This is a genomic window from Parabacteroides sp. KHUB-01 (assembly GCF_056640935.1).
Genome location: NZ_CM153256.1, coordinates 3,462,058 through 3,486,272, shown reverse-complemented (window position 1 = coordinate 3,486,272; position 24,215 = coordinate 3,462,058). Strand labels below are relative to the sequence as shown.

Annotated in this window: 20 protein-coding genes; 1 reads left to right on the top strand and 19 read right to left on the bottom strand. The window is 37.3% G+C overall.

Annotation, left to right across the window (positions count from 1 at the left end):
* Positions 1–154: 154 nt before the first annotated feature.
* From ACYIAR_RS14725 to ACYIAR_RS14700, 6 genes are all read right to left on the bottom strand, one after another.
* A complete protein-coding gene (locus ACYIAR_RS14725; RefSeq protein WP_480330653.1) occupies positions 155–709 on the bottom strand; it encodes an NADH peroxidase in 555 nt (184 codons plus the stop codon).
* A gap of 365 nt (positions 710–1,074) precedes the next feature.
* Positions 1,075–1,542: a DUF4293 domain-containing protein gene (locus tag ACYIAR_RS14720; RefSeq protein WP_480330651.1), complete on the bottom strand. Its 468-nt coding sequence runs from the start codon at positions 1,540–1,542 to the stop codon at positions 1,075–1,077.
* Positions 1,543–1,699: 157 nt separating this feature from the next.
* Entirely contained in the window at positions 1,700–2,032 is a 333-nt protein-coding gene (locus ACYIAR_RS14715; protein ID WP_480330649.1) for a DNA-directed RNA polymerase subunit omega, read from the bottom strand.
* A 20-nt stretch (positions 2,033–2,052) separates the two neighbouring features.
* Positions 2,053–2,862, bottom strand: a complete 810-nt coding sequence (locus ACYIAR_RS14710) for an outer membrane protein assembly factor BamD (protein WP_480330647.1) — start codon at positions 2,860–2,862, stop codon at positions 2,053–2,055.
* 67 nt (positions 2,863–2,929) lie between these two features.
* Positions 2,930–3,355 (bottom strand): amino acid-binding protein, encoded by a 426-nt coding sequence (locus ACYIAR_RS14705; protein WP_480330645.1) that lies wholly within the window; start codon positions 3,353–3,355, stop codon positions 2,930–2,932.
* Between the two features lie 21 nt (positions 3,356–3,376).
* Positions 3,377–4,678 carry a phenylacetate--CoA ligase family protein gene (locus tag ACYIAR_RS14700; RefSeq protein WP_480330643.1) on the bottom strand — a complete coding sequence of 434 codons (1,302 nt, stop codon included), beginning with the start codon at positions 4,676–4,678 and terminating at the stop codon, positions 3,377–3,379.
* A 90-nt stretch (positions 4,679–4,768) separates the two neighbouring features.
* Here ACYIAR_RS14700 and ACYIAR_RS14695 point away from each other — a divergent pair, with 90 nt between their 5' ends.
* Positions 4,769–5,950: an MFS transporter gene (locus ACYIAR_RS14695; protein WP_480330641.1), complete on the top strand. Its 1,182-nt coding sequence runs from the start codon at positions 4,769–4,771 to the stop codon at positions 5,948–5,950.
* Here the strand turns inward: ACYIAR_RS14695 and ACYIAR_RS14690 are convergent.
* The 13 genes from ACYIAR_RS14690 to ACYIAR_RS14630 all read right to left on the bottom strand — a co-directional run bounded on the left by ACYIAR_RS14690 (position 5,908) and on the right by ACYIAR_RS14630 (position 24,202).
* On the bottom strand, positions 5,908–6,360 hold the full coding sequence (locus ACYIAR_RS14690; RefSeq protein ID WP_480330639.1) for a lipocalin family protein: 453 nt from the start codon (positions 6,358–6,360) through the stop codon (positions 5,908–5,910). The genes ACYIAR_RS14695 and ACYIAR_RS14690 overlap by 43 nt on opposite strands.
* A gap of 255 nt (positions 6,361–6,615) precedes the next feature.
* On the bottom strand, positions 6,616–8,139 hold the full coding sequence (locus ACYIAR_RS14685; protein ID WP_480330637.1) for a RagB/SusD family nutrient uptake outer membrane protein: 1,524 nt from the start codon (positions 8,137–8,139) through the stop codon (positions 6,616–6,618).
* A 94-nt stretch (positions 8,140–8,233) separates the two neighbouring features.
* Positions 8,234–11,362, bottom strand: a complete 3,129-nt coding sequence (locus tag ACYIAR_RS14680) for a SusC/RagA family TonB-linked outer membrane protein (RefSeq protein WP_480330635.1) — start codon at positions 11,360–11,362, stop codon at positions 8,234–8,236.
* Between the two features lie 283 nt (positions 11,363–11,645).
* Positions 11,646–13,406, bottom strand: coding sequence for a hybrid sensor histidine kinase/response regulator transcription factor (locus ACYIAR_RS14675; RefSeq protein WP_480330633.1), 1,761 nt, complete (start codon positions 13,404–13,406; stop codon positions 11,646–11,648).
* Positions 13,407–13,519: 113 nt separating this feature from the next.
* Complete coding sequence (locus ACYIAR_RS14670) at positions 13,520–13,906, bottom strand: VOC family protein (protein WP_480330631.1); 387 nt, start codon at positions 13,904–13,906, stop codon at positions 13,520–13,522.
* 159 nt (positions 13,907–14,065) lie between these two features.
* Positions 14,066–14,950 carry a YncE family protein gene (locus tag ACYIAR_RS14665; protein WP_480330629.1) on the bottom strand — a complete coding sequence of 295 codons (885 nt, stop codon included), beginning with the start codon at positions 14,948–14,950 and terminating at the stop codon, positions 14,066–14,068.
* Between the two features lie 166 nt (positions 14,951–15,116).
* Positions 15,117–15,989 (bottom strand): 3-hydroxy-5-phosphonooxypentane-2,4-dione thiolase, encoded by an 873-nt coding sequence (gene lsrF, locus ACYIAR_RS14660; RefSeq protein WP_480330627.1) that lies wholly within the window; start codon positions 15,987–15,989, stop codon positions 15,117–15,119.
* Positions 15,990–16,058: 69 nt separating this feature from the next.
* Positions 16,059–16,676 carry a DAK2 domain-containing protein gene (locus ACYIAR_RS14655; protein WP_480330625.1) on the bottom strand — a complete coding sequence of 206 codons (618 nt, stop codon included), beginning with the start codon at positions 16,674–16,676 and terminating at the stop codon, positions 16,059–16,061.
* 136 nt (positions 16,677–16,812) lie between these two features.
* Positions 16,813–17,829 carry a dihydroxyacetone kinase subunit DhaK gene (locus tag ACYIAR_RS14650; RefSeq protein WP_480330623.1) on the bottom strand — a complete coding sequence of 339 codons (1,017 nt, stop codon included), beginning with the start codon at positions 17,827–17,829 and terminating at the stop codon, positions 16,813–16,815.
* A gap of 166 nt (positions 17,830–17,995) precedes the next feature.
* A complete protein-coding gene (locus tag ACYIAR_RS14645; RefSeq protein WP_480330621.1) occupies positions 17,996–18,313 on the bottom strand; it encodes a hypothetical protein in 318 nt (105 codons plus the stop codon).
* Positions 18,314–18,337: 24 nt separating this feature from the next.
* Entirely contained in the window at positions 18,338–22,327 is a 3,990-nt protein-coding gene (locus ACYIAR_RS14640) for an SUMF1/EgtB/PvdO family nonheme iron enzyme (protein WP_480330619.1), read from the bottom strand.
* 34 nt (positions 22,328–22,361) lie between these two features.
* On the bottom strand, positions 22,362–23,081 hold the full coding sequence (locus ACYIAR_RS14635; RefSeq protein WP_480330617.1) for a cupin domain-containing protein: 720 nt from the start codon (positions 23,079–23,081) through the stop codon (positions 22,362–22,364).
* Between the two features lie 11 nt (positions 23,082–23,092).
* Positions 23,093–24,202: a chorismate transformation FkbO/Hyg5 family protein gene (locus tag ACYIAR_RS14630; RefSeq protein ID WP_480330615.1), complete on the bottom strand. Its 1,110-nt coding sequence runs from the start codon at positions 24,200–24,202 to the stop codon at positions 23,093–23,095.
* Positions 24,203–24,215: the final 13 nt, after the last annotated feature.

The following is a 24,215-nucleotide window of genomic DNA, read 5'->3' as shown; positions in this document are numbered from 1 at the left end:
TTACAAATGTATGCATAAATAATGATATAAGGAAATTATACTCGAATTGTTATTCTTGATAAAGTTAAATATAAAACATTATAAAAAACAAAAAAAGCTGTCTCAATTCTATTTTGAGACAGCTTTCTGTTGAGTTATATATTACTTATATGGATTATTTCTTGAAATAACGGTTGAACAAACCTTCGAAACCTTTACCATGACGAGCTTCATCTTTAGCCATTTCATGAACTGTATCATGGATAGCATCAAGATTCAACTGTTTAGCTCTAGTAGCAATACGTTTCTTATCAGCGCAAGCACCGCTTTCTGCGTTCATTCTCTTTTCCAAGTTAGTCTTAGTATCCCAAACTACATCACCTAGCAATTCAGCGAACTTAGCAGCGTGTTCAGCTTCTTCCCATGCATAGCGTTTGAAAGCTTCTGCAACTTCAGGATAACCTTCACGATCTGCCTGACGGCTCATTGCCAAGTACATACCAACCTCTGTACATTCACCAATGAAGTGAGCGTTCAAATCCTTAATCATTTCTTCATCGCAACCTTTTGCTACACCAATAACGTGTTCGTCAGCAAAAGTCAAAGCGCCTTCTGTTTCAACTAATTCTTTGAACTTTTCTTTAGGCTGCTTACACTGTGGGCAGAAATCTGGAGCTTCATTACCTTCATGAACGTAACCGCATACTGTGCAAATCCATTTCTTTGTCATAACTTTATAATTTTAATATTGGTTTATACTGTATTTTTCTAATCGCATTACAAAGATGAGAAAGTTTAAGAATATAAGCAAGATTATGCCGATTGAATAAATCAATCATATGATTGATAAAAACTATAATAAGCATTAATCTATTGATATAAATATATATACAGACAACATGCTATTTAACATGACAAATTTAATAAGGGTAGTCTGGGAAATAATAGTATTATCTAATATTGCATTATTAATTAAAATAAATCTTCCCTTTAATAAAATCTCTATATACAACATAATAAAACACGAGGCCGGAGCCGCATTCTGCGACATCAGCCTCGTGTAAAATTTGATTATGTCACATATTCTATTTAACCTTATCTTAATCTTTCCAAAGAACGAACCAAAGCCTCATCTGCACCAATATTTCTTATGGCAAGATAATCCAGGACTATACTTATGAAAGGAAATGTCAAAGCTATTTTACCTGTAACAGAAAGCTCATCACCTAATTCTCCTTTAATAGAGAACAACAAAAAAGCATAGAAACCATAAAATCCCAACATCAATAATGCATTAAACACACACAATCGAATTTGAAGGATTCTTTTTCTAAACAAAAATATTGTAACCAAAGCAACGATGGCAATAACAGCTGTAAGAGCAAACAAGCCCCATGCAGGATAAAGCAATTCCGGTTGCTCAACTAAATAAGTAGAAATACCAGATGCATCAAAAGTATAAAAATTATCTCCTAATTGTAATGCGGACAATGGCAAGAACAAAGTAGCTGTCATAAGAACTACAATCAACAATAAATAAACAGTCTGTATTCTCTGTAGCATAATGAAATTATTTTAGGTTATTCATACAAAACAAAAAAGTGAGCAACCAGTACTGATAATAATATAGTCCGAACGAACATTGAAATTATCATCTCTGATTGCTCACTTTACAATTAAACCTGAAACTATTGTTATTAAAAACAATGTCTTTCAAGTTTTAGATATTATTCTTTTCCTTAGACGGATTTCTATAATAAATTTTTCCTTCCTGATATTCCTGAGCTGCAATCAACACTGGTTTAGGAAGCTTCTCGTAATAGCGAGAAATTTCAATCTGTTCTCTGTTTTCAAAAACCTCTTCCAGATTATCATTATAAGAGGCGAACTCTTGGAGTTTCTTTTCCAGATCCTGTTTCATTTCAACACTAATCTGATTAGCCCGCTTTGCAATGATCGCTACTGTTTCATATACATTACCTGTGTCTTCGCATAAGCTCATCATATCACGAGTAATCGTATTTGAAGGAGCGTTTGTTTTTCTGTAATCCATACTGTTGTAATATTGAAAATTTAATATGTATCAGTTATTCGTTTACTTGCATAATCATAATACTTCTGAATATCTTTCAAGTATTTTCCTTCCGGATATTCATTAGTATAATTATAGTATTCATCAACAACATCTCTGTATCGTCCTTGCAATTTTTCATCCACACTGACTAATGCCAACTCATATTTTGCTTTAGCAATAAGATACATAAATTCTTCTCTGTACTTGGAATACGGATAATTTTTTAAAGCATTCTGAGCTGTAATAACTGCAGAAAGGTAATTATTACCCATATAAGTTCCAAGATTGAAATAGAGTTTAGTAGCCATCAGTTCCTTCAAAGCAAGTTTTTCCTGAAGTTCAAACATTATCTGCTGTGCTTCTTTTGCTCTTTCACTCTGTGGATAATATTCCAAATAAAGCTGCAACTGCTCTATTGCCTTATATGTCTGAGACTGATCTAACTGAGGCTCCGGAGAATCCAAATACAAGCCATATCCCGAATAAAATCTTGACAATTCTGTAAACTCACCTTTTGGATAAGTCTTGTAATACGTCTCAAAATATTCAGCAGCTGTCTGGTAGTCCTTCTGTCCATAATAACTTTGAGCCAACAGATAAAGAGACTCTTCCGCATGAGCAGTTCCCTTAAAGATTGTCACCAACTCATCCAGCAATGTTGCAGATTTTGAATACTGCTTCGCATTGAAATATTTCTTTGCATATGAATATTTCAATTCATAATCTGTGCTTTTTAATATATTGTTATATTCTCCACATGAAGTGAACAATACAGCACTCATCAACCATAAAATAACAATCTTCTTCATTCAACGTATATTTAGCGTGCAAAGATAATATTTCCTATTGAATAAACGAAATGAAATGCATAATGTTTTACAACTTATACAGTTCACTGGCAGCAATCAGCTCCAATTTATTTTCTTTTAATACTTCAGCACAGCGTTCCACATTATCCGGACGGATAATTACATTTGCAGCTTCTCCCTGTGAAAAAGCATACATATATTCCACGAAAATTCCAGCTTGAGTTATGACTTCCATAGCTTTAGCTAATGCTCCTGGTTGGTTTGGGCAATGAAGACATACGACGTCAGCAATACTCACAGCATATGTATGTTCACGCAATACCTGAATTGCTTTATCAGTATCAGAAACTATAAGACGTAATATTCCAAAATCTGAATTTTCAGACACAGTAAAAGCTGTCATATTAATTCCAGCATTTCCTAGGATTTTAGCTACTTCTGTAAAACGTCCGCGTTTATTTTCCAAAAATATAGATAATTGCTTGATTAACATAAACACCTCCAGTTTTATTAATTAAACTAATTTTCTGTTATCAATCACATGCTTAGCCTTGCCCATACTTCTTTCAATTGTACAAGGTTCAACAATCTTAATATCCGGTTGCAAGCCAATAACACTTTGTATTCTGTTTGCAATTTTCTTTTTCAAAGCCAAAAGCTTATTCATCTCGTCTGTGTAATATTCCGGACGAACTTCAACCTGAATCTGGAAAGTATCTGTATTATTGACACGGTCAACAACAATAAGATACTGAGCTTCGAATTCCGGCATTTCCAAAATTACTGATTCTACCTGAGACGGGAAAACATTTACGCCACGAATAATAAGCATATCGTCACTTCTTCCCATAATTCTACCCATTCTTACGGCTGTACGTCCACAATCACATTTTTCATAATTCAAAGTCGTCAAGTCACGAGTTCTGTACCTAATCATTGGCATACCTTCTTTGGTAAGAGTTGTCAGAACAAGTTCACCTTGTTGTCCAGGTTCTACAGGCTGTAATGTAACAGGATCAACAATTTCCGGGAAAAAGTGGTCTTCCCACAAATGTGTTCCGTTCTGGCACTCACATTCTCCACCAACACCAGGACCGCATATTTCTGTCAAACCATAAATATCATATGCCTTTATATTTAACTTCTCTTCAAGTTCCTTACGCATATTTTCAGTCCATGGTTCAGCCCCAAATACTCCAATACGAAGCTGAAACTCGTCCAAAGACACTCCTGATTTCCTTATTGTTTCAGCAAGATACAACGCATAAGAAGGAGTACAAGCCAAACCTTTTGCTCCAAAATCATGCATCAATTGTATTTGTTTCTGAGTATTACCGCTACTCATCGGTATAACTGTTCCACCTATATTCTCAACACCGCCATGCAGCCCAAGTCCACCGGTAAACAAGCCATAACCATAAGAAACCTGTACTGCATCATTTTTGCTGAAACCGTATGCTGTCAAACAACGTGAAACGACTTCCGCCCATATTGACAAGTCCTTACGCGTATAACCTACAACTATAGGTTTGCCAGTTGTTCCTGAAGAAGCATGTAGGCGAACTATCTCAGACATCGGAACAGCCATCAATCCAAATGGATAATTATCCCTCAAGTCTTGTTTTACGGTAAAAGGAAGCTTGACTATATCATCTATAGTCTGTATATCATTAGGAGTCAAACCTAATTCCTGCATTTTCTTTCTGTAAAAAGAGGAATTATGATAAACATGTTCAACTACCCGTCTCAATCTTATACCTTGCAATTTCCGCATATCCTCGCGGTTCATGCACTCAATTGTTTCATTCCAAATCATGGTCTAAATTTATTAGTTAGATTAACATTTCTGTACAAAGAAACAACTTTTTCATTAATTTTGCACGCTGAAAATAATAATTTTTCCATTATGCAGCGTAATCTTCTTTCACTTTACATAATTAAGCTATCAAAATTGTTCACATTGGTAATGCCTATCATAGTTTTGTTCTATGAAGAGCACAAATTGGGGCTACAAGATGTTTTCATCCTGAAAAGTATTTATTCAGTTGCTGCTGTAGCTTTAGAAATACCTTCAGGATATATAGCGGATGTTTGGGGAAGAAGAAAAACTCTCATACTAGGCTGTATATTGTTTTTCCTCGGATATCTTTGTTATTCTTTCACATCAACATTTCATGCTTTTGTAGTTGCTGAGCTTTTACTCGGTATAGGCCAAACAATGGTAAACGGAGCAGACTCAGCCCTGCTCTACGACACAACAGCACACTACAACAAAGAAAATATGTATCTCAGATATGAAGGAAGAATCACCATGATAGGGAATTTTGCTGAAGCCATAGCAGGAATTTTCGGAGGTTTGCTTGCCGCATATTCTTTAAGATATCCGTTTTACGCCCAATCATTAATTGCGTTCTCTGGTATTCCTGCAGCATTTGCTCTAAGAGAATTTACATCACAGGGCAAGATTCAAAATCCGGCTCATGAGATAATACGTATTGTCAAATACTCATTGATTACAAACAAAAAATTATGTTATAATATAATGTATTCCGGCATTATCGGTGCCGCTACTCTTATGATGGCGTGGTTCGTTCAGCCTGTATTAATCCATTTGAATACGCCAACTGAGTGGTTTGGCGTTATATGGACTATACTTAACCTTACTGTAGGTGTAGCAGCATTATATTCCGATAGAGTGGAAAAATATTTTGGTATGAACAAAATGAACACATTAATTCTTCTGACCATAGCTGGAGGATATATTGCCCTTGCCTACAACCTTACGTATGCAGGACTCGCAGTCTTGTTCGTATTCTATATTTTCAGAGGTTTCGCCACTCCTATACTTAAAGGCTACATCAATCAGATGACATTTTCAGAAATGAGGGCAACAGTCCTTTCCATAAGAAATTTCATCATTCGTCTTATGTTTGCAATAACAGCGCCGTTTGTAGGTTGGCTGAATGATGTTTATTCTCTAAAAACAGCGCTGTTAGTAACTGCCGTGATGATTCTTGTTCCCGGAGCTATCTTTGTATGGTTACATTATTCTCCTTGCTCCACAAACACTAACCGTCCGGTATCATAACCGCGTGACTTGAGCTTCGCCAGCAGTTCTTCTTTCAATTTATCATCCATAAATTTCTCACGGCTCATTATCCATAGATATTTATCAGAACTGCTGCCGATAAGCATATATTGATAGTCGTCATCTACTTCCATAACATAATAATCAGAATAAAACCACAGGAAAAAAGATACCTTAAGCTTTCCAGGATCTGATGGATCAGGCTGTTTTGCTTTTCCCTTGATTTCTTTCTTCTCACCATCTTTAATTCCTTGATTGAATACTTCAATTTTTCCATTATCAAGTAAAGTGTAGGTTGCAGACACATGAGTCATACCCTTCTCAAACCTATGTTCATAGCGTGCAATTTCATACCATTTACCAACAAATCTGTTAAGGTCAAATACTTTTACTGTACTATTGTCTATCATAGATTCTTTTTTATTTTCAGAAAAACTACAACTTGAAAAACCTAAAATTGAGCATAATATTAATAATACTTTTTTCATAACATAATTTATTTAGTTAACAACTATATTACAGACAATAATTTAAGAATTCAAATCTATATAAATTATACCTATATAACAAAGAGATTTTGATTTTTGATAAAAAACATAAAGGGCTCAAATCCTATTAATAAAGATTAGAGCCCTACATAAATAAATTATAAGAAATATTTACAATTAATTCCAGCCATTTTCTACAATCATCTGAGGATTTTCATCTATTTCAGTGATAGGAATTGGGAATTTTTTATACTTAGGATTAGTTCCCTCTGGTAATTCAGACATCATATCCATCTTACCAAGTCGATCCCAACGAATGAGGTCAAACCAATATTGCTGCTCACCATATAATTCAATATATCTTTCACGTTTCAAAATTTCAAAAGCATTTGCAGAAGTAATATTATTATATTTCTCTGCACCAACTCTCTCTCGTACTTCATTGATTTCTTCCAATGCTTTGTCATACTGATTCAACGCAATATATGCTTCAGCCAACATAAGCTTTACATCTGCAAGGCGTAATAATACAGAAGAAATATCACCATTATCCATTATCATGTGTTCTTCTGTTTCATAACTGCAATATTTTTTCCATTGGAAACCAGAAGCAAGAGTTCCATTATATGGTATATACGGGAAAGCTCCTCCTGCAAAATCTTCATCACCCAGAACTCCATCACCATAAAATATCATCTTTCCGCGCGGATCTATATAATCTGATTTTCCATTGATGGAATATTTGAATTTGGCAACAGAAGCATCCGGTACATAAACATTATGCCAATCATTAAATCCATACTCCAAATGTCTCGCTGTGTTTGTAGACTTTCCTCCCCAAGATTCTTTTCCACCAAAAACATATTCAGGGCTTCCTTCTCCTCTACCCCAGTTTTTATGCAGAACCTGTAAAATAATCTCTTGATTTGTATGATTTCCACGGTCGAATAAACTACAGTAATCAGAGGACAAAGTTACACCGGAGACTTGAGAAAGAATATCAACAGCTTCCTCATTCTTACCAAGCGTCAGATAATGCTTACCCAAAAGAGTTCTTGCTGCATTCTTGGTAATACGCCCAAGATTATATTCATCCCATTCTTCTGGCAAATATTTTATGGCTTCCTTAAGAGCAGCTTCTATTTTCGGTTGTATTTCAGAATATGCCATACGTGGCTTAGCCGGTTCTTCCTTGATTGAAAGCCATGACTCATGATAAGGAACATCGCCAAACAGCTCAGTAAGATTGTAATATGCCCATGCATGGAAGAAATAAGCCTCACCGATAAAATAAGACTGAGCAGTTTTTTCCTCTTCAGACTTGGTTTCCCAAGCTGATACTTTTTCCAATGCCACAAGTGCTCTCATATTCATTCTGTAAAGGCCCTCCCACAATGTTCGTACTTCATTGTTGTCTTGTTGGAAAACAAACATACCGAACTGCGCAAGTCCTGACAATTTCTCAGTTTTTGCTGCCTGGTTTGACATCAGATCAAACATATAATACCACTCGCGGGAATAGAATGGAGCCATTGTAAACACTGAATAGCATGAAAGAACTGCTTCCTGACATTCTTTTTGTGTTTTATAATATGTATCCTCATTATATTCAGCCGGATTCTTAAGATCCAACACGCTCTCGCTGCATCCGGTTGATAATAAAGCTGAGCCTAAAATGGCTGCATATACTATATTTTTCATTATAATAATCAGAATTTAATGTTATTAATCTATTATCTCACTTCTTGTTACAATTACAAAAGGTTTTCAAGAACATTTATACATAAAATATTATTTAGAATGTAGCCTGAACACCCAAAAGGAATGTACGAGGTATAGGTAACATATTACTCTTTGTTACAATACCTCTTTCCAGATTATAGCTATCAGCATTCCAGCTGCTTGGAGAACTGATTTCTGGATCATAACCATCATATTTTGTAATAGTGAACAAGTTCTGAGCTGTCACATAAAAGCGAAGCTTATCAATCACTTCGTTTGATTTGAACGGAACTGTATAACCTACAGTAAAATTCTTCAAACGAAGATAACTTCCATCCTTTATATAACGGTCCGAAACTCGCAAGTTGTTGTTAGGGTCAGAAATAACAGCCCTTGGAATATCTGTTACGTCTCCTTCTTCCTGCCAGCGGTCAAGAATATCAGCTGACTGATTGAACAAACGACGCATACCTTGTCTTTCATATATTCCAGCAAAATCAAAAATCTTGTTTCCAGCTACACCTGTAAATCCAAGTTGCATATCGAAATTCTTGTAGTTTGCGTTAATATTCAAACCGTAGTTCCATTTCGGTGCTGGATTACCTATGAACGTTCTATCGTTGTCATCAATCTTTCCATCAGGACCAGTTGGATTACCGTTTTCATCAGCTGGACCAGCTATATCCTTGAATGCTATATCACCAGCTGCAGCATTTTGTCCGTATTTTTCATTATAAGCATTAGCCTCTGCTGTTGTAGACAAAACTTTGTCAACCTGATAGCCATAGAACTCCCCAATAGAATGACCAACTTCCGTACGAGTCAGATAACCAATTGTCTGGCTTGCCATAGATATAGGTTCACCTGCTCCCAATGAAAGAACCTTATTATCATTGAAACCTACAACTGCTGATGCAGAGAATCCGAAATCACCAATCTGTTTGTTATAACCGATAGAGAAATCAAAACCTTTGTTTTCAACCTCTGCCGCATTCTGATAAGGTGACTGGTCGATACCTGAAGAACCAGGAATTGGAACTTTTACCAAAATACCGTCTGTCTGTCTTGTATAAACATCCAAAGAAGCAGTAAGTGCATTATTGAAGAAGCCAGCATCAACACCTAAATTATATGAAGTTGTTGTTTCCCAACGAATATCCGTAGCAGGCAAGCCATTGATTGTAACTCCAAAGGCTTGTCCCTGATTAACTCCTATAGCTGATACGATATTGTTTCCAGAACCAGAATACAGATTTGCAAGATAAGCATAGCTTGCAATACGGTCGTTACCAGAGCGACCAACACTCAAACGAAGTTTCAACTGAGACAAATCATCGAATGACTGCATAAAGTTTTCTTCATCAATTTTCCAAGCCAAAGCTAAAGAAGGGAAACGACCCCATCGGTTTGATGGAGAGAAATTAGGAGAAGCATCCTGGCGATAATTGAATGTCAGCAAATATTTATCCATCAAAGAATAATTAATACGACCATAGTATGACAAATAAGCACTATGCCATGTATTATTTCCTGAAACTGTATATTTGGGAGTTTTGTTAACAAGTAATACTTCCATATTCTCCCAATCCATTTCCTCAGAAGCAGAACCAGCGATTGTTGCTGAACGACCATTGTTATATTTACTTGAAGAAAAAGAATTACCAATCATTGCATTAATTGAATGAACACCAAACTCCTTAGTAAAATTCAAATAGTTCTCAATCATTGCACTCTGGCTATACGAATAAGAATCATTTATACTTGCTTTATTGATAATATCTCCGTTCTCAGAATATTCATTATAAGTCAAATCATTACTTGAAGAGTTTGTATACTGAGCCTGAGTACGCCATTTAAACATGTCAAGGAATGATACTTCCAAATAAACCTGTTCACGAATGAAAGTACTTTTCTTATTTGAATGATTCCTGTTCAACATTGTAATCGGGTTGAATGAGTCGTTTCCACCATCCAAAACAGAAGATGTTTTTGAATAACCCCAACTGTTTTCAGCATCTTCCACAGGCATATAAGGAGCATAATTCATAACAGCTGTAAAGTCCGGAGTAACGCCATCTGTATCTGTTCTCCTGACTGTCAAGTTCTGGCCGACCTTCACATACTTACGAATAGTAAATTCGTTGTTTGCAAGAATATTAAGACGTTTATAATTGTAACCTTCAGTGATAGCATCCTGATCTGTATATGAACCGGAAACACTGTATACAGCATTATCACTACCGCCACTAATATTCATATGATATTCCTGCTGCAAAGCCAAACGGAATATTTCGTCCTGCATATTATTTCTGTCAGTACGAGCCCAAGCTTCATCATATCCCAAACCTCCTTCAGATGTTGGAACGAAACGCTTAGCATCTTTGAAGAAGTTCGGATTCATTTCCAATGCCAAGTCAATATACTGACTAGCATTAAGCATATCTATTTTCTTTGCTGCCTGAGCAACGCCAACGTAAGCATTCAAATTAACAGTAGCCTTACCAGAACGTCCTTTCTTTGTTGTTACAAGAACTACACCATTTGCAGCACGAGCACCATAGATAGCAGTAGATGATGCGTCCTTAAGAATTTCTATACTTTCAATGTCATACTGGCTAACGGAGTTGATATCACCAGGCATACCATCAATAATATATAGAGGGTCAGAGTTATACAAAGTACCAACACCGCGGATCTTGATAGAAGTTCCTGAACCAGGAAGACCACTGTTGTTGATTACTTCCACACCAGCAACACGTCCCTGAATCATCTGCTCAACATTTGACACTGCCAAATCGCCCATATCTTTACGGCGAACAGAAGATACTGCACCTGTAAGGTCTTTTTTCTTAACTGCACCATAACCTACAACAACAATCTCTTCCAAAGATTGAGTGTCATCTTTAAGTAGAACTTTCATTCCTTCTTCTGCAGGTAATGTTTGTTCAATGTACCCGATGTAGGAAAACAAAAGCTGAGCGTTGTCAGCAACACTAATTGAGAATTTACCGTCCATATCGGTAACTGTTCCATTGGTTGTTCCCTTTTCCACAATATTTACACCAATCAGCGGCATATTGTCCGAAGCTGAAACCACCACTCCATTTACAGTTTTCTGAGCAAAACTGATAAAAACATTAAGGAGTAACAAAGTTGTTAGCCATCCTTTCCTAAATAAGAAGTCTAATCTTCCTCTTTTCATGTGCATAGGATTTAAGATTTACATTAATATGTTTACAAATACCACATTCTAAAAACTATGTTAAAAACAGGTAATATTTGTAACACAAATGTATCTATATCCCTATGCTTCAAATATAAAATTCAGTGTATTCTCTTTATATTTTACTTTCTAAATGTTGTTTTCGAACCAAAAAACCATCAAAAATGAACCATTTAAATTAAAAAAAGGAAGTCTTAGTTAAAAAGACATTATTTACACATAAAATTCATCGGCTACATATAAATCTTATACATATAATAGACTATCTATGATTAACAAATTCTTTAGGTGTCATACCATAATATTCTCTGAAAGCCTGACTAAAATAAGACGGAGAAGAAAAACCAGTCATAAAAGCAATTTCTGAAATAGAAAGTGTTTTTTTCTTCAAAAGGATTGCCGCCTTTCTCAAACGAACCTGTTTAATATATGAAGCAGGAGACTCGCCTGTGAGTTCTTTTACTTTTCTATTAAGATGAGTTCTGCTTAACGACATTTCTTTGCAAAGTGTCTCAACCGAAAATTCTGAATCATCAATATGTTCTTGTATTAGCTTATTTATATTATCCAAAATAACCTTATCCATAACAGAAGGCTCATTATCCAAGTCTTCTTCTTTATTATCATCAGATTCAGCAATTGCCTGTTGCCGACTTTGAGCTTTTGACTGCAACAAACGATTTACCAAAGCTCGCAGGTAATCCAAATCAAAAGGTTTCGTAACGTATGCATCTGCACCAACCTGAAGACCTTCAACCTGCTGATTCATTGAAGAACAAGCAGTAAGTAGAACTATTGGTATCAACTGGGTACTTTCATTATTGCGTATTTTCTTACAAAACTCTTTTCCATCCATTTCCGGCATAAGAATATCACTTATTATAATATCAGGATTAAACTCAAGAGTTTTATATAAAGCATCCTTTCCGTTCTCTGCCTCAATAATATTATAATCATCCGAAAACTCTTCTCTTAACAATAATCGTATATCAGGATTATCCTCTACAACAAGCATTTTAACCTTTGAATCTTTACGGTTACGTTTCTTTGATTCTTTTGAGAATGATTTAATACTTAAGTTCAAAACAGGAGCTGTTGAGAACTCTGCATCAATTTCATTATTCCTTGTAAGTTCTTCCTGTGTATAAGAATCCTTGTTAATCGGTATAGTCAATTCAAACAAATTTCCTTCTTTTTCATCAGTTTGGGTATTTATTTTTCCATGATGAAGCATCACAATTTTATTTGTTAAATGAAGTAACAATGTAGATTTTATTGTCAGGTCTTCATTTCCTTTATCCACACTAAAATATTTTTCATACATCAACTTCTGCGAATATTCAGAAATTGCCGCACCTGTATCTTTAATCTTAATCTTTAATTCAGATTTGTCTACACATGACATTTCAATATTTACACTTCCCCTTTCTGTCCTGCTAATTGCTGAAGAAATAAGATTAAAAAGTATCTTCGACAATATCTCACTATCAGCATAACCTATAATTGTTTCCGGAGTAGATTGAAATCTAAAATCCAACTCTCTTTCCTCTGCAAGAATATCAAATGAATCTTTCAGCTTTGAAACTAATCGCGTTAAATTCATTTCTTCAACATAGATATGTTTTTTTCTGCACTCCAGATAATACAAATCCTTTATCTGGTTTATCAGTTGCAACAATTCATTGGAATGCTTGAACATAATATTATATGTAGGCAAAAGCGAAGGATTGTCTCCCTTAGCAATGAGTTTTGCCAATGGCGTCATTATCATTGTCAAAGGTGTCCTAATTTCATACGAAAGGTCCGAGAAAAATTTCAGTTTTTCTTTCTGCATTCTGTCAAACTGAGCAGCTTTCCATTTTTTATTAAAGAAATAAAAAGCTAAAATTCCAGCCAGCAAAAATAATATGTTAAGAAAAAAACTCACATACTTCACTATTGTTTCTGAATCCGTGTTTGATTCAGCAAAGCAACTGACAGGGAAAGCTATCAATATCGGTAATATAAAAAACAAACGGTTCATTAAATTCGGGTTTTAACTATATATACAAAATAATCGCACACACAAAAATCTCAATAAATAAAGATAAGGGAATAATGCTCATTCCCCTATCTTCATCAATATTTCATTATAAATCACAAATACTCGCAAAATTCAACCTTTTCCTTGTTTGGTCCGAGTATTGTAAAAAACTTAACCCCATTCTCCCAAAAAGGAAGGGAATTTACCTGTTTGTCCAACATTTCAAAGCCCATTCCCTTTATTTCTTCAAAAAGGGAATCGATATTCTTCACATTAATCGCAAAATGGTCGATAGCTCCGCTTCTCATTACCGCCTGATTATTTTCATAAGTTTCAATAACCAAGTCATACATACGAAGGAAAGTAACAGTTTCATCAACATTACGTGTGGTGTAAGCTACTTCAAAACCTAATTTCTTGTAAAACTCAACTGTTTCATTAATGTTATTTGTCGGAATGCCTATATGCTGCAATCCTGAACAATATTCTTTTACTCCCATGATATTATAATGTTTTTAACGGTATTATGACACTTAATTTTCTATCGGAAGGAAGTGGCAATTTCTTTCGGATGTAATTTGTTTTTCTTTCGGAACAAATTCAACTTTCTTCCGAAAGAAAAATGAATTACTCTCGGAAGAAAATTCAAAGGTTTCTATTTATCTTGAAAACTCATAAACTGAAGATATCATACCAAAGGTTGCATTATCATTCAGCTCCCAAACCTTCTTTCCGTCTTTATCTACTTCAATCAGCTGAGGATAATTACCCTCAGTCGCAGAGGAATCATGTCCTTGCCAGTTACAAATATAATAACCTCCGTTTGAAGATGGATATAATTGGGCTACAAAAAACAATTTTGCTCCTTCAATATCATTCTGCTCAACAGATTTTACTATTTCTCCGGTTGCAAAATTCAATTCCACATATTTATGACCGTCGCCACAAGCCACAAGATAGTTTCCATTTGGAAGGAACATCAGGCTGAAAGGAGTTCCGCCAACATTAACAGACTTCTGTAATTCGCCTTTCGCATTGACTTCGCGAACTTCGGATGTTGCAAACAGAGGGAAGAGATAATTTCCTTCTTTGTTTTTATTTATTTGTCTGAACTGGGCGTGAGCCTGCTCAATGCCTGTTTCGTATGAGGTTTCAGAAATGATTTCTCCTTTTGAGTTCACTTCCATTACTTTTGCCGGAGTTCCGCACCATGCGAGAAGGAAATTTCCATCCGGCAAGATTCTTGCTGTTTGCATCTCACAACCTGCAGGAGCCGGAATGTTCCAGATTTCTTTCTTATCCGCAGTGACAAGTTTTGCTCCTTTTGAATAAGAGAACAATATGTTGCCGTTGTCTGTCATTGCTACGGAATTACACTCCCATCCTTTTTCCAAAGGATATTCCCATTCTATGGTTTTAGTTTCTTTATCAAGGATAACTACTTTGTTCCATCCGGAACCACCCAACAACAATTTTTCTTTCTTTTGCTGGCAAGATGTAGTCAGCAACAATAAGCCAGCAGCTAACAAAGCTGATATTTTCATGATGAATAATTTTTTATAGTGACGAGGTGACAAGTTAACAAGGATATTAGTATAATCTTCTTAACTACTTGACTCCTTAACTCCTTATCCCCTAAATTCTAAAGAAAATCCCTTCCAAAGAACCTTAAAGGCCTAAAGAAGGGAATTTCCAAATTATAGTTTTATATTATTTTGACAAGTCCTGGAATTTTTCATATGCCTGGTCTGCTGTCAAACCTTCGTGAATAACTGAATATACAGCCTGAATCATTGCAGCAGGACATTCACTCTGGAACACGTTACGACCCATATCCACACCGGCAGCTCCGTCGTTGACAGCCTTATAACACAATTCCAAAGCTTCTTTTTCCGGCAACTTCTTACCACCGGCAATTACGATTGGAACAGGACATGCAGCAGCTACTTTTTCGAAGCCTTCGCAATAATATGTCTTAACGATGTTTGCACCGTTTTCTGCACATACGCGTGATGCCAAAGCGAAATAACGAGCATCGCGAGCCATCTGTTTGCCGACAGCAGTAACACCCATCACAGGAATGCCGTAACGGTTACCCATATCTGCAGCTTTCACAAGATTTGCAGCTGTGATTGCTTCCTGGTCACCATCACCTGCTGAGAACATAACAGCCATAGCTGAAGCATTCATACGGATTGCATCTTCGATGTCAATCAAAACATTACGGTTCAATTCAGTAAGGATTGTTGAACCAGCGTCAGAGCGCAAACAAATAGGTTTGTTGACGTTTGCAGGAATGCAAGTCTGAATCATTCCGCGTGTTCCCATCAAACAGTCAGCATATTTTGCAAGAGGAACGATACTCAAGTCAATTCTTTCCAAACCTGAAGTTGGGCCCATAATGAAACCATGGTCAAATGCCAACATCACTGTACGGCCAGTCTTAGGATTGAAAATACGAGACAAACGGTCTTTCATACCCCAAGCAAGGTTGTCAGCACCTTTAACGTGGAACTGAGCATTCTCAACTTTCTGATTTAATCCGAAGTTATTGGCTTCTCTGAAGCCGTCCATATCTGCCATATTTTTGAGTTTTTGAGTTTTTAAGTTTCTTTGTTTTTAAGTTTTGAGTTTATTACATCAATCCTTTTGTCAGATTGCATCAGCAAAAGCAGCAATCATGCAGCTCCATGAAGTTGCGCCACTGTCTGCAAAACCAATTGAACGCTCGCCGTAGTTGCGGGCACGACCAAAATTAGCCTTCATCTGAACAGTTTCTTCAGCTCCTGCCAAAGCTGCTTTTGCACCTGCCTGGAGTATTTCCTTGATGTCGTCAGATTCAACTGCCTGCATAGCCTCAACTGCAGGAATCAATGCATCCATCATTGTTTTGTCGCCACGTTTAGCAGCAGTCTGTTGCTGAACATTTGCCAAACCACCGGCGAACATTGCTTTCACTCCGGCAGCATCCAATTCTGTACCTTCGGCACAGTCGCTCATTCCAAGGAAGAATGCGCCAAGAAGTGTACTTGTTGAACCGCTAACTTCCATCATCACACCCATTCCCATGTCCATCAGCATTGCCTTAAACTCAGTTCCATTTTGAGCAATACGATGAATAACAGAGAAAGCAGTAACAATAGCTGTTCCATGATCTCCGTCACCGATAACAGCGTCCAACTTAGAGAACTCTTCTTCACGCAACTTTATTTGCTCGAATGCTTTGTCAAGCATTGCTTTGAAATTATCAATTGTCAGAGTTTTTGCCATAATAAAAATCTTTTTCTAATAGTAATTATAGGTGACGAGGTGACAAGGCTATAGGGACAAGTTGACAAGGATAAAAAATAAATTATCATCTTGTTACCTTGCCAACTCGTCATCTTGTCACCTCGTCACCTGTCATTTATTTTCCAATTGTTGTCCAATAAGGAGCATCAGATTGTTTGTTCTTCAAATAATCGATATGATCCTCATCAAGAATAGCAAGAATCATCTGGAAACCAGCCTGTTCCTGCACTGTCAAAATCTCCTGAATACGAGATTCAACTACCTGCAAGCCACGAGCTTCAAGTTCCTTGTAAGCCTTACGGAAAATGATATTCAACTCCATATGAGTTGTTGCTCCAACGCCGTTGATAATCAACATCATCTTATCGCCGGCTTTTGGCTGCAACTGCTGGCAAAGCAAATCTACCATTTCAGCTGCTGTAGCGTCTGCAGATACAAGTGGTTTCTGTCCGCCACCACCTTCACCATGCTGTCCCATACCAATTTCCATAATTCCTTCTGGCAAATTAGTGATGACACCACCATTCTGCGGATGTGAGCAAGAACGCATAGCAACTGCCAAGGTAGCAACCTTTTCATTGTAGCGTTCACCTATTTCAAGCAATTCATCCAATGATTTGCCTTCTTCTGCTGCAGCACCCAAGATCTTGAACAAAGGAACACATCCTGCCAAACCACGACGATCGTTTTTGTCTGCACCGATACCAGCACTTATATCATCGTGTGTAAGCAACTGTTTAACTTTGATACCCATACGACCGGCAAGCTGACAAGCCATGTTTGCACTCATAACGTCACCAGAGTGATTCAACACAACAAGCAAAATACCTGCTTCGCGTTTCATCAGCTGCAATGCCTGGAACACACGCTGAGCACCTGGAGCTGCAAAAATATCACCAACAACAGAGCAGTCCAACATACCTTTACCAACGAAACCGCTCAATGCTGGTTCGTGACCAGAACCACCCAATGTTACGATAGCAACTTTATCTTCACTTTTTGGATTAGCACGAACAACAATGTTTTCGCCACCCAATTTAACTTTGTCCGGATAAGCCAATACATAGCCTTCCAACAATTCTGCAGTAATATTCTCAGGTTCGTTAATGAACTTAGTTTTCAATTCTGACATAATAAAATTCTCCTTTTAAATTTATTAGAGTTACACAATAGAGCGACTCTTTAAAGTTGACAAGGCTACAGAGACAAGTTGACAAGAATAAAGAATAATATTATTACCTTGTTACCTTGTCAACTCGTCACCTGTCACCTTCAAGTCGAGCCCAGCGCGACTCGATTTATTTTACTTCCATAATTTCAACAGCAATACCTTCTTCTTCGATAAAAGCAATTGTCAGGTGCTCATCACATGGAGCAGGACCGAAAATTACTTTTTTGCCTTTCAATTCTTCCTCCAATGAAGGAACAACATAAGCAACATGAGCTGTAGATATCACCAATTCTGGAAGAGGAGTTTCACCTGATTCCAAATGTATAAATTCAATCTTGTTTGGACTCTGGCTATAATCAGTCAGCCAAATATTCAAACCTTCGTTATAGACTGCGCCTTCTGGCTTATAATTCACTGGAATTCCAATATGACTTAATGTTCTCATGATAATTAAATTTATATTTAAAGATTAATCTTCGATTATTACACGGAAACCAACATTGAATACTCTCTGATATGGATAGAATCCTTTACGAGAATATGCTGTTGAGAATTTAGGACGTTCGATGAATGAACCACCACGAACAACCTTATATTCAGCTTCAACCTTGCTATTTTCCTTGTAAGGATATGGCACATAGTCAGAGCGAGTCCATTCGCCTACGTTTCCGTGCATATCATACAAACCAAACGGATTTGCTTCGTATTTCTTACCAGGAACCTGAACAAGGCTTCCATCATCTACATTTTCTTCTTTAGGAAGGAAGATGTAGTATTTGTACCACATTGAAGTCGTAGGCATCGGCTGAGGGTCAATACCGCTAACTGCAAGTTTCAATGTTGTCTTATCAGCCAAGTTGTCTTTCTTACCGAAATCAGAGTTCATATTTCCAAACCAGAAGTCAGAATCACTACCTGCACGGCAAGCCCATTCCCACTGAGCTTCTGTTGGCAATGTCACGTTCAGACCAGTCTTTTCGCTAAGTTTCTGGCAGAACTCCATTGCTTCGTTATAGCTCAAGCGAATTGCTGGCTGATCAGGGTCATTAGCCTTATATCCAGGAACAACATGGTCTTTCCACTGCTGGTCCATATACTTACTGTCGTGATTTGGGAAAATAGTTCTGAACTGCTCGTTTGTAGTTTCGATTTCAGCCATCCAGAATGCCTTCTTAATCTTGACTTTAGTTGTCGGATATGTATCAGACGGACCATTGTAGCTACCCATTACGAATTCTCCGGCAGGAATACGAACAAATGTCATATTAATACCAGGAGCCAATTCAATAACTTTACGAGTTTCTTTTTCGTCGGCAAGCATTTCCTTAACTTGGTCTGCACCAAACGGCCAGTTCTTAGCTTTCACCGTCTTTTCCTTGACTGGAGGTAATGGTTCAGGCATAACAGGTTTGATTTCTCCTTTTCCTTTCAGATAAGCAGCATAATCTTCTATTTCCTTCTTCCAGTCAACACCTGCACCACCAGCATATTTGTCTGTAAGTTCTTTACGGCGAGCAATCTGATCATAGCCCTTATAAGGAATACAAGTCAAAACATTTGCATTGAAATATCCTTTATCAGGTGCATTATAATCAATCCAGTTATACAATTTGCGCCATTCTTCATCTGTCAGCTTAACATTTGCATGTCCACGTTTCAACAGACGAACAAGTTCACTTGTATTTGGATGATATTCATAAGGATTAAGAACCTGCATATCACCTTCTCCACCCTGACGGTGAACATATGGATGCAAATTCAAATATGAAGTTCCATATCCAAGTTTATCTTTCTTACCACCGCGCAAATCAAATGCTTTCTCTCCGTTATGGCAGGCAATACAAGCTCTGTCCAAAATAGGCTGAATTTCCAAATCGAAAGTAAATGAGCGTACGCCACCTTCCGGTGTCTTCAGTTTAGAAGGCTCTTTCTGTGAAGCAATTACTCGTTTAGGTATTGCAATCTGGTTCTGGTCTTCATGACAACCGATACATGATACAACCTCACCAGGCTGGCCAGTTACCCAACTACGCATCCACTGAACAGCAACTCCATCCTTATCCAATGGCTGAATAGAAATAGGAGTATTAGCAGGAGCCTTGAAAATAACAGAACCGTCTTCTTCTACAGGAACTGTACCCAAATTACGCTTGATATCCCATCCTGACTGAATACCATGCCAGTTATGGTCTGATGTAGTCTTCACATAAGCATATTCATAAGCATGCAAACGCAATTCCTTAACTGTTCCACGAGGTATTCCTTTCAAGCCTTCGCCTTCATAAATATCCTGAATGAAGAATGTTGCTTCTTTTTCATTCAATTTAACACGATCAGGAATTACCGGAGGTGTTTTAGTCTTGCGGACAACAATAGGACTAATATATCCTTCACCTTCGCTCTCCATCAAGCAAGTTACGTTGTCATACACGTCAACCAAATACAAGCCCCACAAACCGTTAGGATCCAATTTAGCTGAAACAAGGAAATACTTGTCGTTAAGTGCTGTTGGTTTGATGAACTGTGGCCATACGCCATTTACCAATTCATCCTTCACTTCTTCAACAATCGGACGATTGCGATACGGAATTTCCTGAACCATACCGGCTGCACCTGCACGAGCCTTGTTTGGGTCGAACACAATCATACGTCCTGAACGTGCAATACCATGGTGTCCGGAAATAATGCCGACAAATGAAGAAGCATGTCCTGGCAATGGCTGCACATCGAATGTACTGTTAGGGAACATTGAACCACTACCATACAAAGCCTTTTGCTCTGTTCCATCCGGATTCATATGCATCACAATACGAGTGTAATAGTGAGTCAAATCTGTATATTCCCAACGAGTGTACATAACACGACCGTTATTCATAATGACAGGATTCCAGTTTGCATCCTGGTCAAATGTCAAACGGCGCATAGTCTTTGTCTTTGGATCATAAAGAACCATATTTCCTACAGGGTCGTCACCGCTTACACAAGGAACACCCTGATAACCGATATTTGAAATGGCAATAAGTCTACCATCAGGCAAATATGTTCCGTCATAGAATTCCAAATCCGGCTCAAGCATTTCCATCAATGGACGATATCCTGTTCCATCCAATTTGACTTCATGGATATTCCATCTCTTGTCGTCCATTGTCTGTGTGAACATCACTCTGTCACCATCCCAATGAAGTTTCAAGTCCGCGATTGAAGATGTATTTGATGGCTTGTAAACAGAACGAACATTTACATCACCACGTAAATTTGTCAACTCAACAATATCCGCATCAAAACCCTCACGGCGCGCAGACTCCTGGTTACTCCAGTTGTTTGCCTGAGTTCCCAATTGAGGAGCCATAGCAGTGTGAGCAGTAGCACCCAATTTATATCTGGCAGCTACAACTTTATCACCGTCTAGCAAAGGGTTAGAAAGCAAAATAGCTCTTTTGTTTGCGATAGCCTTTTCTGCTGAAGCAACAGCAGATGCATCACCACTATACATTCCATCGAAACCTTTCTTTACCAAAGATTCCAATTCAGACAACAATGAAGCATATTTACTGCTATCGTAGCCTTTCATACCCTTCATATCATTGAAAGCAAGTCTGATTGCTTCCATATTAAGCCATTTAAGCTCTTTCTGAAGAGTATAAACCTTCTGTACTTTTTCGTACAAATTCAAATATGAAGTAAGCTGCTTATTCAAGTCCTTCTCCGCAGCAACTTTATTTACTTCAGCTTTGAAATAATCTTTCTTCTGCAACTGCTCAACAATGCTCAGGATAGCCTGTTTTTCAACACTGTTATCAGCTGAAGCCAACCAATTTTCCAAACCGTTGACTGTTGCATTTAACGATCCTATTTCTTCCGGGAAAGAAGCCATCAATGATTTTGCCTCGTTCTTAGGATATACATTCATCACTTTGAAGTATACGCTACCTACTGTTGATTCATCAACAACTCCGACTTCAGCTTCAAAACGAGAAAATTCTTTACCCAGATTAAAGACCATAACACCATTGGCATGGCACATGATACCATGTTCATATTTCTTGCCGTCAATTACCAATGGTTTTCCATATAAATCTTTATTTTTTGATATGCTGCCGGAACCAGACTCCCAATAAACCGGGTCCAATTCGTCCAACCACACAGAAGAACCATCCTTACGGATTAACTTGGCATTTGCCCAAGTTCCCCAGTCCCAAGAATTTCCATCAGGACCTTCAGAAGTAACAAGAACAAGCTGTTCAAGCCCTTCTATATTCGCAGAAATTGGAGCCGCAGTCTGCTTAGCCTTCATCCATGCCGACTCAATCGGCATCTGAGCTTTTTGCAAAACTGTTCTCAATTCTGCCTTTGTTTTAACTGATGCATCAATCCAGTTATCAACCTTCTCTTGCTTTTGCCCGAAAGCAACAAGAGAAGATGATAACATAACTGATACAAGAATATGCATTCTATTCATGTATATGGATTTAGTGTCAACTAATAAAAATTGATTATAATGCAGCTTTTGTGTTTGTAAATCTCAAGCCGTCATTGTCGTGATAACATGCCCATTCAGAAACAACAGCACCTTCCGGACCAGCCATCATAAAGTGGAATGTTTCCAACTGTTTCAAACGCAAAACATCACCAACTTTCTGAACTACGAAATTCTTGCTCTTGATAGGGCCATGAGTTGCAGGTGTTGCAGGAGCATTAGGTGTTTCTTCTCCAACTTCTGAGAAATTATAAACCCAACCTTTTTCAACCATCCATGATTCATGTTTAGCTGGGAATTTTGTCTTTACGTGTGCATGTTCAGGAATCATCTGACCAGGCAACAGATAAATTGCGTGAGCGAAATATCCATATTCAGGGTCATTAACCCAGAAAATACCACCCATACCTACATTTTCAAAATCTCCTAATCCGAAATCTGTTACCCACATTTCTTTTGCCATCAAATCAGTGAAAGGAACATCATAGAAAGCAAACATATCTTTCATAGCTTCGATAGCTACATCCTGCTGGAATTTGCCGTCTTTATAGAAATCGGCATTTGTGTACTTTTTAGAATAAGTCATAGCTTTTTTATTTTTAGTTTCACATGGTTGTTCTGATTTGCAGCAGTCTTCTTCACAGTCTTTTGATGTATTTGACTGATTGTTACAAGAAGTGAATGCTGTAAGGGCTGCTGCAGCCAACAGCATTTTCATTGAATTTACTTTTTTCATATTTATTTTATTTATTGTTTAGAATTATTTCTTTTAGCTATACCTTCTATTTCAATAAGTAATTCATCTCTACAAACATCTGCATGAAGATAAATCACAGGTATAGTCAAGTCATATTCTTTAAGCAGTTTCCTTGACTCTCTGTAAAAAGAATCACTCTTAAGATAAACACGCAAAAGTTCATGTTTACCTTCTTTTATCAATTCTGCAATATTCTCCATAGTTGTATGAAGTTGTTGCTTCAAACCTACACCTTTAAGGCTCTCTTCTCCACGTATCGCAGCCGTACCAGATATATATATAATATCTTGATTATCAAAAGTCATACTCTTTGCACGTTCAAATTTAGGTGTAGACTTTATCTTTCCTGAATGTTCAAGGACTTCTTCTGAATATTTATGTGCAGCGACCTGCAATCTGTTATTTATAGGAGTAGCATAGCAATTGTCAGATTTAAAAACGACAGCATCGACATCAACCAATACTCCTCCAAAATACGCACCAATACCTGTTGCCGCAGGATATCCATTATCCCAAGTAACATTATTATAGAACTCACTGCGAGCATTATTAAATGACTGATAGTGTTGGTCATCTCCGTCGAAATCAGTAATTCTCTCTATATAATTCCACTGACGAATTATTGAATTAATAGGAAAACCCTCTTTCTTCAAAATATTTCCAAGTGAAGAGAATACTTTACTAGACTGCTCTGCAATATTCAATCTCAACACATCAGCCTGGAATCCCCCAGCAAACAAAAACTTCGCTTCCTTATTCTCTATCAATATATATGAAGAATCCCCTTCCGAGCAAAACTTTATTATATCGTTTGTTCCTGGTATATAGCTATGAACTTCCAATGCCATACCTGCTCCCATAACCGGTTGTGAGACCAAAGAAACTACAGGCATTTTATCACCACAGAACAATCTTAATTTCTTCATCAGATAATTCTTCTGCTCAACATATTCTTCATTAGATGTATGTCGGCAGAAAAATACAAGACGCAAAACCAACTGTTCTGTCGGAAGGTTTAACAACAGTTTGTCAACCATCTCTTCCATATCGGCATCGGCAGTTGTCCAGATATTATACTGAATTCTATCGCAGTAATTCATACTCCACAAATTC

Coding starts and splice junctions, on each gene's coding strand:
- ACYIAR_RS14700 (WP_480330643.1), bottom strand. CDS start 4,678: ATGATTTGGAATGAAACAATTGAGTGCATGAACCGCGAGGATATGCGG.
- ACYIAR_RS14725 (WP_480330653.1), bottom strand. CDS start 709: ATGACAAAGAAATGGATTTGCACAGTATGCGGTTACGTTCATGAAGGT.
- ACYIAR_RS14690 (WP_480330639.1), bottom strand. CDS start 6,360: ATGATAGACAATAGTACAGTAAAAGTATTTGACCTTAACAGATTTGTT.
- ACYIAR_RS14710 (WP_480330647.1), bottom strand. CDS start 2,862: ATGAAGAAGATTGTTATTTTATGGTTGATGAGTGCTGTATTGTTCACT.
- ACYIAR_RS14635 (WP_480330617.1), bottom strand. CDS start 23,081: ATGAAAAAAGTAAATTCAATGAAAATGCTGTTGGCTGCAGCAGCCCTT.
- ACYIAR_RS14680 (WP_480330635.1), bottom strand. CDS start 11,362: ATGAAAAGAGGAAGATTAGACTTCTTATTTAGGAAAGGATGGCTAACA.
- ACYIAR_RS14720 (WP_480330651.1), bottom strand. CDS start 1,542: ATGCTACAGAGAATACAGACTGTTTATTTATTGTTGATTGTAGTTCTT.
- ACYIAR_RS14655 (WP_480330625.1), bottom strand. CDS start 16,676: ATGGCAAAAACTCTGACAATTGATAATTTCAAAGCAATGCTTGACAAA.
- ACYIAR_RS14645 (WP_480330621.1), bottom strand. CDS start 18,313: ATGAGAACATTAAGTCATATTGGAATTCCAGTGAATTATAAGCCAGAA.
- ACYIAR_RS14675 (WP_480330633.1), bottom strand. CDS start 13,406: ATGAACCGTTTGTTTTTTATATTACCGATATTGATAGCTTTCCCTGTC.
- ACYIAR_RS14695 (WP_480330641.1), top strand. CDS start 4,769: ATGCAGCGTAATCTTCTTTCACTTTACATAATTAAGCTATCAAAATTG.
- ACYIAR_RS14665 (WP_480330629.1), bottom strand. CDS start 14,950: ATGAAAATATCAGCTTTGTTAGCTGCTGGCTTATTGTTGCTGACTACA.
- ACYIAR_RS14630 (WP_480330615.1), bottom strand. CDS start 24,202: ATGAATTACTGCGATAGAATTCAGTATAATATCTGGACAACTGCCGAT.
- ACYIAR_RS14705 (WP_480330645.1), bottom strand. CDS start 3,355: ATGTTAATCAAGCAATTATCTATATTTTTGGAAAATAAACGCGGACGT.
- ACYIAR_RS14670 (WP_480330631.1), bottom strand. CDS start 13,906: ATGGGAGTAAAAGAATATTGTTCAGGATTGCAGCATATAGGCATTCCG.
- ACYIAR_RS14715 (WP_480330649.1), bottom strand. CDS start 2,032: ATGGATTACAGAAAAACAAACGCTCCTTCAAATACGATTACTCGTGAT.
- ACYIAR_RS14685 (WP_480330637.1), bottom strand. CDS start 8,139: ATGAAAAATATAGTATATGCAGCCATTTTAGGCTCAGCTTTATTATCA.
- ACYIAR_RS14640 (WP_480330619.1), bottom strand. CDS start 22,327: ATGAATAGAATGCATATTCTTGTATCAGTTATGTTATCATCTTCTCTT.
- lsrF (WP_480330627.1), bottom strand. CDS start 15,989: ATGGCAGATATGGACGGCTTCAGAGAAGCCAATAACTTCGGATTAAAT.
- ACYIAR_RS14650 (WP_480330623.1), bottom strand. CDS start 17,829: ATGTCAGAATTGAAAACTAAGTTCATTAACGAACCTGAGAATATTACT.